The sequence below is a fragment of the Tenacibaculum retecalamus genome (genome assembly GCF_027941755.1).
GTDB classification, from domain to species: Bacteria; Bacteroidota; Bacteroidia; order Flavobacteriales; family Flavobacteriaceae; genus Polaribacter; species Polaribacter haliotis_B.
The window spans coordinates 2,873,639-2,889,216 of the sequence record NZ_CP115916.1 but is presented as its reverse complement, the minus strand read 5'-3'; the positions used below and the strand labels follow the sequence as shown (position 1 = coordinate 2,889,216).

Annotated in this window: 17 protein-coding genes and 1 pseudogene; 8 read left to right on the top strand and 10 right to left on the bottom strand. The window is 30.2% G+C overall.

What is annotated here, in order from left to right; translation table 11 throughout:
• The gene (gene rpiB / locus PG912_RS13625) at positions 1–435 is read left to right on the top strand and encodes a ribose 5-phosphate isomerase B (protein ID WP_260587340.1); all 435 of its coding nucleotides are present in this window, start codon (positions 1–3) and stop codon (positions 433–435) included.
• A complete protein-coding gene (locus PG912_RS13620) occupies positions 435–875 on the top strand; it encodes a GNAT family N-acetyltransferase (RefSeq protein WP_275687975.1) in 441 nt (146 codons plus the stop codon). Before rpiB ends, PG912_RS13620 begins: the two co-directional genes overlap by 1 nt.
• Positions 876–883: 8 nt before the next feature.
• Here PG912_RS13620 and PG912_RS13615 read toward each other — a convergent pair whose 3' ends face one another.
• Both PG912_RS13615 and PG912_RS13610 read right to left on the bottom strand, forming a co-directional pair.
• Positions 884–1,456: a pseudouridine synthase gene (locus tag PG912_RS13615; RefSeq protein WP_275687974.1), complete on the bottom strand. Its 573-nt coding sequence runs from the start codon at positions 1,454–1,456 to the stop codon at positions 884–886.
• 2 nt (positions 1,457–1,458) lie between these two features.
• Entirely contained in the window at positions 1,459–2,250 is a 792-nt protein-coding gene (locus PG912_RS13610; RefSeq protein WP_275687973.1) for an aldose 1-epimerase, read from the bottom strand.
• 116 nt (positions 2,251–2,366) lie between these two features.
• Here PG912_RS13610 and recA point away from each other — a divergent pair, with 116 nt between their 5' ends.
• Positions 2,367–3,374: a recombinase RecA gene (recA, locus tag PG912_RS13605; protein WP_260587336.1), complete on the top strand. Its 1,008-nt coding sequence runs from the start codon at positions 2,367–2,369 to the stop codon at positions 3,372–3,374.
• 87 nt (positions 3,375–3,461) lie between these two features.
• Positions 3,462–4,001, top strand: coding sequence for a GNAT family N-acetyltransferase (locus tag PG912_RS13600; protein WP_275687972.1), 540 nt, complete (start codon positions 3,462–3,464; stop codon positions 3,999–4,001).
• Here the strand turns inward: PG912_RS13600 and dut are convergent.
• Positions 3,998–4,429 carry a dUTP diphosphatase gene (gene dut, locus PG912_RS13595; RefSeq protein ID WP_275687971.1) on the bottom strand — a complete coding sequence of 144 codons (432 nt, stop codon included), beginning with the start codon at positions 4,427–4,429 and terminating at the stop codon, positions 3,998–4,000. The genes PG912_RS13600 and dut overlap by 4 nt on opposite strands.
• A gap of 93 nt (positions 4,430–4,522) precedes the next feature.
• Here dut and PG912_RS13590 point away from each other — a divergent pair, with 93 nt between their 5' ends.
• The 3 genes from PG912_RS13590 to PG912_RS13580 all read left to right on the top strand — a co-directional run bounded on the left by PG912_RS13590 (position 4,523) and on the right by PG912_RS13580 (position 7,688).
• A complete protein-coding gene (locus PG912_RS13590; RefSeq protein ID WP_275687970.1) occupies positions 4,523–5,518 on the top strand; it encodes an NAD(P)H-dependent glycerol-3-phosphate dehydrogenase in 996 nt (331 codons plus the stop codon).
• A gap of 232 nt (positions 5,519–5,750) precedes the next feature.
• A complete protein-coding gene (locus PG912_RS13585; RefSeq protein WP_260587330.1) occupies positions 5,751–6,410 on the top strand; it encodes a hypothetical protein in 660 nt (219 codons plus the stop codon).
• Positions 6,411–6,419: 9 nt separating this feature from the next.
• The gene (locus PG912_RS13580; protein ID WP_275687969.1) at positions 6,420–7,688 is read left to right on the top strand and encodes an MFS transporter; all 1,269 of its coding nucleotides are present in this window, start codon (positions 6,420–6,422) and stop codon (positions 7,686–7,688) included.
• Between the two features lie 88 nt (positions 7,689–7,776).
• Here PG912_RS13580 and PG912_RS13575 read toward each other — a convergent pair whose 3' ends face one another.
• The 7 genes from PG912_RS13575 to PG912_RS13545 form a co-directional block, all read right to left on the bottom strand.
• Positions 7,777–8,283, bottom strand: coding sequence for a hypothetical protein (locus PG912_RS13575; RefSeq protein ID WP_275687968.1), 507 nt, complete (start codon positions 8,281–8,283; stop codon positions 7,777–7,779).
• Positions 8,284–8,371: 88 nt separating this feature from the next.
• Complete coding sequence (locus PG912_RS13570) at positions 8,372–10,018, bottom strand: glycerol-3-phosphate dehydrogenase/oxidase (RefSeq protein ID WP_275687967.1); 1,647 nt, start codon at positions 10,016–10,018, stop codon at positions 8,372–8,374.
• 110 nt (positions 10,019–10,128) lie between these two features.
• On the bottom strand, positions 10,129–10,563 hold the full coding sequence (locus PG912_RS13565; protein ID WP_260587322.1) for a YHS domain-containing (seleno)protein: 435 nt from the start codon (positions 10,561–10,563) through the stop codon (positions 10,129–10,131).
• A 3-nt stretch (positions 10,564–10,566) separates the two neighbouring features.
• Positions 10,567–11,022, bottom strand: coding sequence for a YHS domain-containing (seleno)protein (locus tag PG912_RS13560; protein WP_260587321.1), 456 nt, complete (start codon positions 11,020–11,022; stop codon positions 10,567–10,569).
• Between the two features lie 54 nt (positions 11,023–11,076).
• A complete protein-coding gene (locus PG912_RS13555) occupies positions 11,077–11,814 on the bottom strand; it encodes an ABC transporter permease (protein WP_275687966.1) in 738 nt (245 codons plus the stop codon).
• A 17-nt stretch (positions 11,815–11,831) separates the two neighbouring features.
• Positions 11,832–12,752: an ABC transporter ATP-binding protein gene (locus tag PG912_RS13550; protein ID WP_275687965.1), complete on the bottom strand. Its 921-nt coding sequence runs from the start codon at positions 12,750–12,752 to the stop codon at positions 11,832–11,834.
• 99 nt (positions 12,753–12,851) lie between these two features.
• The gene (locus tag PG912_RS13545) at positions 12,852–13,826 is read right to left on the bottom strand and encodes a LuxE/PaaK family acyltransferase (protein WP_275687964.1); all 975 of its coding nucleotides are present in this window, start codon (positions 13,824–13,826) and stop codon (positions 12,852–12,854) included.
• A 186-nt stretch (positions 13,827–14,012) separates the two neighbouring features.
• On the opposite strand from PG912_RS13545, the pseudogene amaB reads away from it, so the two are divergent.
• Positions 14,013–15,555: pseudogene (gene amaB, locus PG912_RS13540) on the top strand (L-piperidine-6-carboxylate dehydrogenase).
• Positions 15,556–15,578 lie beyond the last annotated feature (23 nt).

Genomic DNA, 15,578 nt, shown 5'->3' with positions numbered 1-15,578 from the left:
ATGACAATTGCCATCGGAAATGACCATGCAGGTACCGAGTATAAATTCGAAATTATTACTCTTTTAGAAGAGTTAGGACATAAAGTAATTAATTTTGGAACGAATGATACTAGTAGTATGGATTACCCAGATGCTATTCATCCAACAGCAGAAGCCGTAGAAACAGAACAAGCTGAAATGGGTATTATTTTATGCGGAAGTGGTAATGGTGCTCAAATGACAGCTAATAAGCATCAAGGTGTTCGTGCTGCCTTATGTTGGAATAATGAGTTAGTAGCATTAACTCGCCAGCATAATAATGCTAATATTTTAACGATTCCGGCACGTTTTGTATCATTACAACAAGCATTAGGTTTTGTAAAACTCTTTTTAAGTACAGAATTTGAAGGAGGACGTCACGCAGATAGAGTTAATAAAATAGCTACTAACTGCTAATGGATTTTAAAGTAAAAAAATTTCAAGAATTAACAACTTCAGAACTGTATGAAATACTTCAATTACGTTCTGAAGTTTTTGTAGTAGAACAAGATTGTGTATATCAAGATATTGATTTTAAAGACCAAAAAGCATTGCATGTTTTAGGTTTAAAAGATGATAAAATAATAGCGTATACTCGTTTGTTTGATAGTAAGCAATATTTTGATACTCCTAGTATTGGTAGAGTAATTGTAAAAGATACCGAACGTAAATTTGGTTACGGACATGATTTAATAAAAGCATCAATCCAAGCTATTTTTAATAACTACGAAGAAAGAATAATTACGATTTCGGCACAAACTTATTTACAGAAATTTTACGAATCTCACGGATTTAAACAAGTAGGTGAAGGGTATTTAGAAGATGGTATTCCACATATTAAAATGGTGAGAGCTTAATAAGGTAGTTATAATAATTCAGTAACCTCTTTTACATCACCAGGTTTCATATTATTTAATAAAATTTCTCCAATACGTACTCTAACTAAACGAAGTGTAGGAAAACCAACGGCGGCTGTCATTTTACGCACTTGCCTAAATTTACCTTCAGTAATAATAATAGCAACCCAACTCGTTGGTGCATGACGTTCATCACGAATTTTTTGAGATCTATTATCAAAATTAGGAGTATCTATTAAAAAAGCTTGTCCGGGTAAGGTCATGTATTTTTTGCCATCAAAACCAATTTCTACACCCTCTTTTAATTTATTTATAGCTTCTTGCGTAATAAGACCATCTACTTGAACATAGTATTCTTTTTCTACTTTTTTACTGCGTACTTGTGCACTTACTTTACCATTGGTAGTTAAAAATAATAAGCCTTCAGAGGCAACATCTAAACGACCAATTGCCATTGTTTCCTCAGGAAAATTAAAATTTAACTCTCCTAATAATTTTTTCTTCCTCTTAGTTTGATTGTTAATAAACTGAGATAAAAAACCATAAGGCTTATGAATTATAAAATGTCTGTGATTTTGCATGTTTATAAAGTACTAATAGTTACAGAAAAATACTCTTTACCAGTACTAATTCTCATATTTTTTTCTGAATATTCTTGAGTTTCTAACGACGGATATTGAGTTATAGGTTCTATACAAACCATGTTGTTAACTTCTGTCCACAACATAAAATTATTAAAGTTTTTGGTAGCTATTTTTATGTTAGGTAACTCATTTTTTATCAAAATAATTTCATCAGTATTTAAAACCTTATAAGCTGCTGATCCTACATTTAAAATATCATTTAATGTAATTTCTTTTTCTGATGTTTTTATAATTTCGGTTCCAAAACCCGAAAGTTTAAATGCAGGATGATATCCTAACATATATGGCATTCCTTTTTCTGAAGTAATTTCAAAATTTATTTTTAAAGCGTTTTTTGATAATGAAATTATTTTTCTAAAAGTAAAATCATAAGGCCAAAACAACTTTTCTTGCGTAGATTTATTTGGATATTTAGTATTATTTATCTGTGTATTTTTTACATATTTTTTTTCAAAAATAGCGGTAGTTGTATCCGAAGAAATAAGTTGATAATTAAGTTCTCTTAATAAACCATGTTGATCTTGCTTGGCAATACCATTTGGTGTTTCAATACTATAATTATTAATTTTTGTAGAGCCAATAATAGGAAACATTTCTGTATCCGTAGCATTCCAACCAGGCGCATCTTTACAATGCATAATTTCTTCGTTATCAACAATAAAACTAATAACTTCTCCTTTACTTATAGTAACGTTACAATTTGCATTTTTTAAAAGAATAGTTGCAGTCATTTCGGTAAAAATTAATAAAAAACAATATTACAAAATGTAGCCTAAAAAAGATGGTAAAATAAAGGGAGTTTTTCATAACTTAGCCACTCTTATTTTTAATATAATTAGAACGATTTATGGCAGCAGATAAAGAAAAAGAAGCGAAATTAAAAGCATTGCAACTTACCCTTGATAAGTTAGATAAAACATACGGAAAAGGGTCTGTAATGAAATTAGGAGATAGTCAAGTTGAAGATATTGAGGCAATTTCATCAGGATCTTTAGGATTAGATTTAGCTTTAGGTGTAGGTGGATATCCAAGAGGAAGAGTTATAGAAATATACGGACCAGAATCGTCAGGTAAAACAACCTTAACATTACACGCAATTGCCGAAGCGCAAAAAGCAGGTGGTATTGCAGCTTTTATTGATGCAGAACATGCTTTTGATCGTTTTTATGCAGAAAGCTTAGGAATAGATACAGATAATTTAATTATTTCTCAACCAGATCATGGTGAGCAAGCATTAGAAATTGCCGATAATTTAATTCGTTCTGGAGCTATTGATATTGTAGTAATTGATTCGGTTGCAGCATTAACACCAAAATCTGAGATTGAAGGTGAAATGGGAGACTCTAAAATGGGATTACATGCCCGTTTAATGTCGCAAGCATTACGTAAATTAACAGGTACTATTAGTAAAACAAAATGTACTGTTATATTTATTAACCAGTTACGTGAAAAAATTGGTGTAATGTTCGGTAACCCAGAAACTACAACGGGTGGTAATGCATTAAAATTTTATGCATCTGTTCGTTTAGATATTCGTCGTAGAACACAAATTAAAGATGGCGATAGAGTTATTGGTAACAGTACCAAAGTAAAAGTAGTAAAGAATAAAGTTGCTCCACCTTTTCAAATTGCAGAATTTGATATTATGTATGGTAAAGGAATCTCTAAAGTTGGTGAGGTTTTAGATATTGGTGTAGAATACGGAATTATAAAGAAAAGTGGTTCATGGTTTAGCTATGGAGATACAAAATTAGGTCAGGGTAGAGATGCTGTTAAAAGCCTAATTAAAGATAATCCTGAATTAATGGACGAACTTGAAGGTAAAATAAAAGATGCTATTGAAAATCAAGAATAAGTTTTAAATTAAAAGGTTTATTTATTAAAAAGCTGTTGAGAAATCAACAGCTTTTTGTTTAATGCATTTAACTATAATTTTAAAAAAATGATTTATATTTCTGAAAACATACAGCTAAAAGAAATTTTAAATGCCGATTTAGAAGCTCTTTTTACATTAATGAAAGAAATTTATCCACCGGCTTATAGTCATTTTTGGAAAGATGGTGGAGATTGGTATGTGAATACGCAATATTCTAAAGAAAAATTAAATTCAGAACTTTTAGACGTAAATTCTCAGAATTATTTGGTATTATTTAAAAATGAAATAATAGGTAATTTCAGAATTGTTTGGGATGAGCAACTCGATGGTTTTGTTGATAAAAAACACGTAAAATTACACCGAATTTACTTACATCAAAAAACACAAGGAAACGGAATTGGTAAAAAATTATTGAATTGGTTAGAAACTCAAGCCATTAAAAAACAATATGATCTTATTTGGTTAGATGCTATGGATGCGCAACCACAAGCTTTCGAATTTTATAAAAAACTCGAATACCAATATCATTCACATTGTTTTTTAGACTTTGAATTATTGTACGATGAGATTCGTAAAATGAGTCAACTTTATAAAAAAATAACTTAAACTCCAGTACTACCAAAACCACCAGCACCACGTTCAGTTTCATTTAAAACAGTAACTTCTTGCCAGTTTACACGTTCGTGTTTTGCAATTACTAATTGCGCAATACGCTCACCATCATTTACAATAAATTCTTCGTTAGATAGGTTTACTAAAATAACCCCAATTTCACCACGATAATCAGCATCAACGGTTCCAGGAGCATTTAATACAGTAATACCTTTTTTAGCTGCCAATCCGCTTCGCGGACGAACTTGTGCCTCAAAACCATTAGGCAAAGCAATAAATAAACCGGTTTTTATAATCGCTCTTTCCAAAGGTTTTAGAACTACAGGTTCATTTAAATTAGCACGTAAATCCATTCCGGCAGAACCTTCGGTTTCATATGCAGGAGTTTGATGTTTCGATTTGTTTATTATTTGTACGTTCATGATGTTTGGTTTTTCAAAATTCAAATATAATACCCTTAACTTTTAGAAGAAGCCTATAGATTTATTAATTTAGCATACTAAACAAACAACGATATGAGTAAGCAAACCAAAATAGCGGTTTTAGGTGGAGGAAGTTGGGCTACTGCCATTGTAAAAATGTTATCTGAAAATCTAGAAAACATTGGTTGGTATATGCGAAGTGTATATGCTATAGAACATATAAAACGTAACAAACACAATCCTAATTATTTAAGTTCGGCAGAGTTGCAACCAGCGCAGTTAGATTTGTCTGACGATATGAATTATATTGTTGATAATTATGATGTGCTTATTTTTGCTATTCCCTCAGCTTTTATAAATACCGAATTAGAAAAATTAACGGCTTCATTAAAGGATAAAATAATTTTTTCAGCAATTAAAGGAATTGTACCAGAAACAGGATTAATTGTTGGCGAGCATTTTCATCAAAAATTTAATATTCCGATAGAAAACATTGGTGTACTTACAGGTGCATGTCATGCAGAAGAAGTAGCAATGGAACGTTTATCTTATTTAACGTTAGCTTGTCAGGATGCTGAAAAAGCCAAAGATTTAAGCAAATATATTGCTGGTCGTTATATAAAAACAAAAATATCTGATGATATTATTGGTACAGAATATGCTGCCATGTTAAAAAATATTTATGCTATTGCCGCAGGTATTGCTCATGGTTTAGGCTATGGAGATAATTTCCAAGCAGTATTAATGAGTAACGGTATTCGTGAAATGAAACGCTTTATTAAAAAGGTTCATAAAATGAAACGTAATATTAATAATTCGGCTTATTTAGGTGATTTATTAGTTACAGGATACTCTGTTTTTAGTAGAAATAGAATGTTTGGTAACATGATTGGTAAAGGCTATACTGTAAAATCTGCACAAATGGAAATGAGTATGGTTGCTGAAGGATATTATGCAGCAAAAAGTGCTTATGAAATTAATCAAAAAAATGGTGCAAAAACACCTATTATCGATGCTGTTTATAATGTACTATACGACAAAAAAGAAGCGAAAGATGAGTTTTTAAAGTTAACAAATAGATTAGATTAGTTGTTGTTTGCATTTATACAAATAATCCTTCTTAATAAAAAGAAGTCAACCCATCAATCGCTTCTAAGATTGTGTTGTGTTAGGTTTTGTTAAAAACAATGCAATAGGAACAAATTTAATTTAAAAATCTGATTAGCAAAGGTTTTTGTAAGATATCTTACAAAATTTTAAAAATAGAAAAATTTTACTGTTAGTTATATTTTATTTACATTTGTTTAAAATTAAACAAAAAATGAAAACAATTCAAGAAGCTGTAGAAATAACGATAAGGAAAACTCCTTTTATTGAGGAGGCTTTAAATGAAAAGTTAATTAATGTATCTTCTTTAGCAAGGGTTGTGTTACCAGAAGTTTCTAAATTACTAAAAAAAGATATAAAAGTAGGCGCTGTTATGATGGCTATAAACAGGTTATCGCCAGCAAATGAATTAAGAGTACGTAAAAATATCAAAAAATTAGCGCTTGATCTTGGTGATGTTATAGTTCGTTCGGATTTATGTGATTTTACTTTTAAAAATACACCATCTTTATTAAAAGAAATTGCTAAAATTTTAAGTAAATCTGCCGATAGTAATGATTATTTTTTAACGGTTTCTCAAGGAATTTTTGAAACAAATATCGTAACGAGTAAAAATTTACAACATTTTGTTGAAGAAATTTTTAAGAAAGAAACGTTAATTAATAACGTAAACGATTTAGCTTCTATAACAATTAAGCTTCCAAAAGATAATTTGGAACAATCTGGAATATATTATTTTATTTTAAAACAATTTGCTTGGGCTAATATCGCTGTACAAGAAGTAATTTCTACTACTCATGAAATGACAATTGTAGTAAAAGAGCAAGATGTAAATGAAACTTTTGCCATTTTAATGGATTTAAAACTGAATTAATAAAACATCATGGAAAAGAAAGATCCATACGCTTCATTAAGAATTAAAGAGTTTAATATTTTTCTTTTAGTGCGTTTTGCGTTAGTATTTGCATGGTCTATGCAGTTTATTATTATCGAATGGCAAGTATATAGTATTACAAAAAACCCGTTATCATTGGGTATAATTGGCTTAATGGAAGTAATTCCGGCAGTTTCTATGGCACTTTTTGCAGGTCATATTGTAGATCAAAAAGAAAAAAGAAATTTATTAGCACTTTGTATTGGCGCTTTTTCATTAATAAGTTTAGGCTTGTTTTTTTTAACCTTACCAAGTTTTATAAAAGGCTGGGAAATAAACACTGTTTTATATGCAATTTATGGATTGGTATTTTTTGGCGGACTTTTACGTTCGTTTTTTGGTCCAACTATATTTTCACTAATAGCGTTGATAGTTCCAAAAAAACTATATCCTAATGCAGCAACATGGAGTAGTTCTACTTGGCAAATGGCTTCAGTATTAGGACCAGCTTTTGCCGGGTTTACCATTTCATGGATGGGAGTTCATTGGTCGCTTTGTATTGTTTTTGGTTTGGTATTATTTTCATTTTTGATGGTGTTTTTTGTTAAGAAAAAACCAATTTTAAATCCAAAAATTGGCGAGCCAGTATTAAAGAGTTTAAAAGAAGGAATCAGTTTTGTTTTTAAAACAAAAGCTATTTTAGGAGCCATTACTTTAGATATGATTTCGGTACTTTTTGGTGGTGCTGTAGCTTTGTTACCTATTTATGCACAAGATATTTTAAAAGTAGGCTCTGAAGGATTCGGAGCCTTACGTGCTGCACCCGCCATAGGTGCTTTTTTAACGATGTTAGTTACTGCTTACATACCTATTAGTAAAAATGCCGGAATGAAGTTGTTAGCGGCTATTTTTGGCTTTGGAGTTTGTATTATCGTATTCGGGTTATCTTCTGTATTTTGGATATCAATTGTAGCGTTATTTTTTAGTGGTGTTACCGATGGAGTTTCAATGGTAATTCGTCAAACAATTTTACAATTAAAAACACCCGATCATATGCGAGGTAGAGTAGCTTCGGTAAATTCGATGTTTGTAGGTTCTTCTAACGAATTAGGTGCTTTTGAAAGCGGCGTAACGGCAAAGTTAATGGGAACAGTTACTGCTGTTGTTTTCGGAGGAACAATGACTTTAATTACAGTAGTTACTACAGGGATTATTAACCCAACATTGCGAAAGTTAGATTTAACGAAGGATTTAGAAGCGCATGAGAAAATGGAGTAATAAAAAAGGTAACAATATAAAATTGTTACCCTTAATTTATTTATTCTGTAACACTATTTAAAAGGTTACTTAATTTTTAGTATAAATCTTAAGACATATCCATATAACTAATCTTGGTAATAAGATTTGATGTTTGATCAAACTCAATATTTACAAAACTATCACAGTCCTCACAAGTTGAATACAAAATACTCTTAGTACCATTTCTACCAACACTAAAAACAATAGCACCTAGTTTACTAATATTGTCTCCAATGGTAATACTTATGTCTTTTATAGCTAAAGTAGCATCGTTACCATTTACTTCAAAAGATTCTATATAAGGTTTGCTTTTTCCTAATGTAGAAAAATCAATTTTAACTCCTTTAAAAACAAAATAATAATAAGACTCATTTTCATCAACTTTATAAGAAGTTACAGCGCCTAATAGTGCTTCAACTTTAGGTTGATTTCCTTTAGTTTTTTTTAAATCAAGTAATTTGGCGCTATTTATTTTAAGATTATCAAAATCAGTATCAGATATAATGTTTACTGATTGAGCTTTACTAATTAAGCTTACGAATAGGAATAATACAACGATAATTTTTAGTTTCATCTTACTGAAATTTAGGGGATAAAAATATTTTATATAAAAAAATATATATAAGGGGGTGCAAAGATACAATAATATTATTAGCAGTAAATTATTTAAAATTTACAGTTAAATCAATCATAGCTTCTAATTCTTGTCGTTGTTTTTCTGTTGCTGTTTCTGACCAATTAAAGTAAGTAACAAACTCATTTATAATATCATTTTTATAGGTGTCAACACTTGGTTTATCAAAAAATAAACGGCCAGTTCTACGCATAAAAAAGTCGGTTGGTGTACAAGTCATTTCATGTTGAATGGTAAACCAAACTTCTGCTTTTAATAAACGTAATTCTATATTTTCTTCTTTGATTTCATCAAACTTATCTATTATTATGTCTGTTTGTTTTCCGTAATTATGTACTAAATACGCAGCATCCGTTTTTGTAAATCCGTAATTTGTTAAGTTTTTATATACTTGATTGATGTATATATTTACCGATTTATAATTTTGAAATGGTCCACCAGCTAATATAATTTCTTCTGTTTGAATTGTGTCAAAGGCTGTTTCAAAACGACGTTTCATTTTTTTAGAAACCATATCAACAATACGCTCAGCCATTTTACGATAACCTGTTAGTTTACCACCAGCAATTGAAATCAATTTTGTATCAGAAACAAAAATTTCATCTTTACGAGATAATTCCGAAGCCGATTTTCCTTCTTCATGAATTAATGGTCGTAAGCCTGCCCATGAAGATTGAATATCATCTAAGGTTAAAGTTATGTTGGTAAACATATTATTTACCGCTTCAATTAAATATAAAGCATCTACCATTGTTGTTTCTACGGAGTCTTTATTTTGCTGAAAATTGGTATCAGTAGTACCAAAATAAGTAACTTTTCCTCGAGGAATAGCAAACATCATTCTTCCATCAGGTACATCAAAATATACCGATTGTTTTACTGGTAATTTCTCATGTGCAACAACCAAATGAACGCCTTTTGTTAAATGTAATCTTTTACCAATTTTAGAGTTGTTAATTTGTCGTAACTCATCTACCCAAGGCTCTGCAGCATTTACAACATATTTTGCTTTTATAGCATAACTTTCATTGGTAAAAGTGTCGGTAACTTTTGCGCCCACTACACGTTTATTTTCATAAATAAACTCGTTGGCTTTTGTGTAATTAAGTATTTGAGCAGTGTATTGGCTAGCGGTTTTTAATACTTCAATGGTTAAGCGCGCATCATCGGTACGATATTCGGCATAATAACCTGCACCATTTAAAATGTTTTCTGGCAATAAAGGTTCTTTATCTAACGCTTCTTGTTTATCGAGCATTTTACGCTTATCATCACCTTCTACGGCTGCTAAAACATCGTATACTTTTAATCCGATAGAAGTTAGCCAAGAACCATAAGTTCCTTCGTCAATTAAAGGTAAAATCATTTTTTCTGGTACGACTAAATGAGGTGCTAATTTATGTACAATTGCACGTTCGGTACCTACTTCTTTTACTAACCAAAAATCGAATTGTTTTAAGTAACGTAAACCTCCGTGAATTAATTTTGTGGATTTACTTGAAGTACCTGAAGCAAAATCATTTTTTTCAATTAAGGCAACTTTCATTCCACGTGATGCAGCATCTAAAGCGATTCCTGCACCAGTAATTCCGCCACCAATAATTAAAAGATCAAATTCTGTTTCTTGTAATTCTTTTTGAATGTTTTTTCGGTTAAAAAAAGAGAAATTATTCATAGGTAGGTTTTTGTCTAACAAAAGTAAGAATAAAAAGGTGTAATTTTTGCATAAAAAAAGAGCTGAATAAATTCAACTCCTTACAGTTGTCCCCACAACGAATAAATAATTTACTGATTTAAACTTAGCCAGTTTGTATCAGCTTGTTTTTTTAGTTTTTCAGCACCTTCTTCTTGCCAAAGTTTTAATGTATTGGTTCCCCATGAATTATAAAATAAGTATAATTTATCATTTCTGATTTCAAAAGTTTTAGGATCAATACTTACTCTTTTATTTGTTTTTCCTATTGCGTAGGCACAGTAGCCACCGTATTGTGGAGTGTATTTTTTAGGATTTTTTTGAAATAATTTTAAATTTTCGTGTGAAGAAAATAAAAAAGTAACTCCATCGTAGTTTGTAGTATTTTTTTTATTTCCCTTTATTGCTTGGTTAGAAAAATAAGCAACAACATCATATCCGTTAGCTATTGTACCTTTTTTAGTATTGTATTGTTGCCCGAAACTTATTGTTGAAATAAGTAAAAACAACGCATATAAGTTTTTCATCTATTATTTCTTTTTATATTTTAATGCTACCCAATTTTTATCTCCTTTACCTTGAAGTTCTTTTGTGTTTCCACTTTTCCAATCATCAAGTTTACTTGAAATCCATGAACTATAAAACAGGTATAGTTTACCATCTCTTATCTCATAAGCTTCGGCATCAATATACATTTTAGTATTTTTTACAGCTATAGCATAAGCACAATATCCGCCGTATTGAGGAATATATTTTATCGGATTCTCTTTAAAAGTGACTAAGTTTTTTTCTGAATAAAACTTAAATTTAGCACCATCATAAGTAGTTTGAAATTTCTTTTTTCCTTCTAAAGGTTTTTTATTTACAAAATAAGATACCACATCATAACCTTCAGCAACAAAGCCATTTTTAGTATTATAATCTAGCTGCTGAGAAAAAATTGCTGTTGAAATTACTATAAATAGTACTGTAATTAATTGTTTCATTAAAATTAGTTTTACCAGTAGTCGATAAATTAGTTGGAAAATTACAGCGGTATATTAAATCATTTTCAAAACATTCTTTTTAAATAAAAGCACAGAAATTAATGTCATTATGAAGCCTATTGTAACTAATATTCCTATTTTTGGTAAAATATCTATTAAAGGTAAATTTCTCCAAAAAATGTCATAAAAACCTTGGATTCCCCAATAGTTAACACTTATTACAGCTATTTTTCGCATAATTTCTGGCATTATAAACAAAGGAATCATACTTCCTCCAATTGCTGAAAAAATTATAATTATTAAGGTGCTAAGACCTTGTAGTTGTTGACGTGATTTAGCAATAGAAACTAAAAAAATTCCAAAACTAGATACCGCAAAGGCAGTACTAATTATCATTAAAATTAATGAAGTAATATCTTTAAAAATTGGGAGGCTAAAAACAACCCAAGAAAACAAAAACATTATTATTAATTGTGTAATAGAGATTGCTAAAGCGGCTAACATTTTTCCAAATAAGATATCCATTGGTTTAAGAGGAGAGTATAATAATCTTTTTAAAGTCCCAGCTTCTTTTTCTTCTAACAAGCCACCTCCAAGAGCGGAAATACTAAACAGTAACATCATAATGGATGTTCCTGCTACAGCTTGTACAATTCCTAAGTTTCCTTCAATTCCTTGATAACCTAAAACAGAAATTGAAATAATAAGTATTGGTAAAATAAAGGTTAAAAAAGCTCCTTTTTTATCCGCAAAAAATAATTGTAAATCTTTTTTAAATATGGTAAGTATCATAGTTTTATTTATTGATGTTAATCTCTTAATTGTTTTCCTGTTAATTTCAGAAAAATGCTTTCTAGTGTTACTTTATTTAGTTTTAAGTCTTCAATACTAATTTTTTGAGCATTACAAATACTTATAATATTTACAAGGTCTTTATTAACATCACAAACAATAACAAATGATTTTTCTTTAAATGTAATTTTTTGAAAATTTTCTAGCAATGATTTTTTTTGATTCGCTAAGATTGATTGATAAGTAATTTCAATTGTTTCTTTTACATTGCTTTCTTTTTGAAGTTCTGATTGGGTTCCTTGAGCTACAATTTTTCCATTATCTATGATAGCTATTCTGTTACACAAACGCTCAACTTCTTCCATATAATGTGTTGTATACACAATGGTCATTCCTTGATTATTTAAGTTTTCTATAATTTCGAAGATTCGATTTCTACTTTGTGGATCAACACCAACCGTAGGTTCATCCATAAATAATACTTTTGGGTTATGTAAAATGGCTGAAGCAATATTAATTCTACGTTTCATTCCGCCAGAAAAGGTTTTAATCAAATCGTCTTTTCTATCAGATAATCCTATTAACTCTAAGACAGCTGTAACTTTTTCTTTTAATTCTTGCGTTGGAATTTTATATAGTTTACCCCAAAAAAGTAAATTCTGATAGGCTGTAAATTCATTATATAAAGAAACTTCTTGAGGAACAACACCAATAAGAGTTTTACAAAAATTTGGTGTTTTTTTTATATCGTTACCATCAATAAGAATTTTGCCTTTATCGCTAGATAATATGGTACTCATTATATTTATAGTGGTAGATTTTCCTGCTCCGTTTGGATCTAGAAGTCCAAATACTTCTCCTTTTTTTATTGAAAAACTTAGGTTTTGTACCGCTTGTAATTGATCAAATGATTTTGATAAATTTGTTACTTGTATCATTATAGGTAAATTTTATAATGTAAAAGTAATAGGAAATAAAAGTAGCGCAATTAATGAATAACTGAACTGTTAAATATTAAAGATGAATTGTAATTAAGTTTATAAAACCATCAAATTACAACCTCTAATATCCGAATTATCAAAACGACCAATAATTTCTATTTCGTTATTTTGATGCACTTTTCCTAAATCTTGCGTAGCAATAAATGAACAAGAATTATAATTTGCGAGGTCAATAATATTAATTCCGCCCGATTTTTCTTTCGGTAAAATAGTTAAAGCATCTTCGGTATCTCGAATTATAATTTGCATCCAAGGAGGGCAATTAAAAACGCCATTACCTTTAGAATATGCTTGACTTAACAACTCGGTCATCCCATATTCTGAGTGAATTTTATCAATACCAAAACCTTTACTTAAAAAGGCATGTAGTTCACTTCTTATCAATTCTTTTCTACGTCCTTTCATACCACCAGTTTCCATAACGATGGTATTTTTAAGGTTAAATTGATGCATTTCAATTAAATCTAACAAAGCAAAAGAAACGCCAATAAGTAATACTTTTTGTCCTTTTTTATCTAATTTGATGAGTTTTTTTGTTAATTCATCTAAATTATCGAGATAAAATCCACTTTCAGGTTGTTTCGATTTTTTAATTAAATCATCCACCATATAAACTAATGAAGATCCTTTACGTTCTAAATAATTTGGTAACAATGCCAAAACAACATAATCTTCTATGTTTCCATAAAAATGATTAAAGCTTTTTAAATAACTAGTTTCATACCACGATAAATCAGTTACTAAATGCTTACTTGTTATACTACCTGTGGTACCAGAACTAGAAAATGTTTCTTGAATTTCATCCGAAGAAGAAAGTACTTTCTTACTTTTAAAAAACTGAATTGGTAAAAAAGGAATTTGTTTAATAGTTTTAACATCTGAAGGATGTACATATAATAAATCACAAAAAGAACGGTATACTTTATTGTTTTTAAATTGATGTTTAAAAACCTGTAAAGCTACTTTCGTAAATTCTTCTGATGTTTGTATGTTAAAAATTTCGTTTTGCATTACTAAACAAAAGTACTTTAATCTTTGATAGTTTTTAATCAATAAATCATTTTTATCAATCCTATAATCCGAAAAAGATTTGTTTACTTTTAAACAAATAGTATTGTTTTTGTTTAATTTATTAATTTATAAAATTATTCGTAGTTTTGATCTTTAAATTTTAAACAACTAAAATTACAATATAAAATGGCAGATTTTGGTATCAAAGAAGCTTTAGCTCAATTAGGAGTAAAAGATATAAACGAAGGAACTTCTACAGGTTCTAATAACTTTTCTAACGGAGAAATTATTGAAAGTTACTCACCAGTTGACGGTAAACTAATCGGTAAAGTAAAATCTACTACAAGAGAAGATTATGATAAAGTAATGGAAACTGCTACAGCGGCATTTTTATCTTTTAGAGATATGCCTGCTCCACAACGTGGAGAAATTGTTCGTCAGTTTGGTAATAAATTAAGAGATTTAAAAGAACCATTAGGGAAATTAGTTTCTTACGAAATGGGTAAATCTTTACAAGAAGGTTACGGTGAGGTTCAAGAAATGATTGACATCTGTGATTTTGCTGTTGGTTTATCACGTCAGTTAAACGGACAAACAATTCCGTCTGAACGTCCAGGACACGTAATGAGAGAGCAATGGCACCCAATTGGTGTTGTTGGTATTATTTCTGCATTTAATTTTCCTGTTGCCGTTTGGGCTTGGAATACAGCTTTAGCATGGATTTGTGGTGATGTATGTGTTTGGAAAGGTTCTGAAAAAGCACCTTTATGTTCTATCGCTTGTCAAAACATTATTGCTGATGTTTTAAAAGAAAATAATTTACCAGAAGGAATTTCTTCTATCATTAACGGAGATTACAAAGTTGGTGAAATGATGACTACCGATACTCGTATTCCTTTAGTATCTGCTACAGGTTCTACAAGAATGGGAAGAATTGTTGGTGCAACTGTTGCAGGACGTTTCGGAAAATCTTTATTAGAGTTAGGAGGAAACAACGCAATTATTATTACACCAACTGCCGATTTAAAAGTGGTGGTTCCTGGTGCAGTATTTGGTGCTGTTGGAACTTGTGGACAACGTTGTACTTCAACAAGAAGATTAATTATTCACGAATCGGTTTACGATAAAGTAAGAGATGCAATTGTTGGTGCTTACGGGCAATTAACTATTGGAAATCCTTTAGATGAAAAAAATCATATTGGTGCCGTTAATCGATCACGATTCTGTAAATACGTATTTAGCTGCAATTGAAAAAGCAAAAGCTGAAGGTGGAAAAGTATTGGTTGAAGGTGGAGTTTTAGAAGGTGAAGGTTACGAAAGCGGATGCTACGTAAAACCAGCTATTATTGAAGCTGAGAATCATTTTGAAATTGTTCAGCATGAAACTTTTGCTCCGATTTTATACTTAATGAAATATTCTGGGGAAGTAGAAAATGCGATTGCAAAACAAAATGGTGTTGCACAAGGATTATCATCAGCAATTATGACAAATGAAATGAAAGAAGCTGAAAAGTTCTTATCATATGCAGGTTCTGATTGTGGTATTGCAAACGTAAATATTGGTACTTCTGGTGCTGAAATTGGTGGTGCTTTTGGTGGTGAAAAAGAAACTGGTGGTGGACGTGAGTCTGGATCAGATGCTTGGAAAGTGTACATGAGAAGACAAACAAATACTGTAAATTATTCTGATGAATTGCCTTTAGCGCAAGGAATTAAGTTTGATTTATAAGTCGATAATCGACATTTAATTAT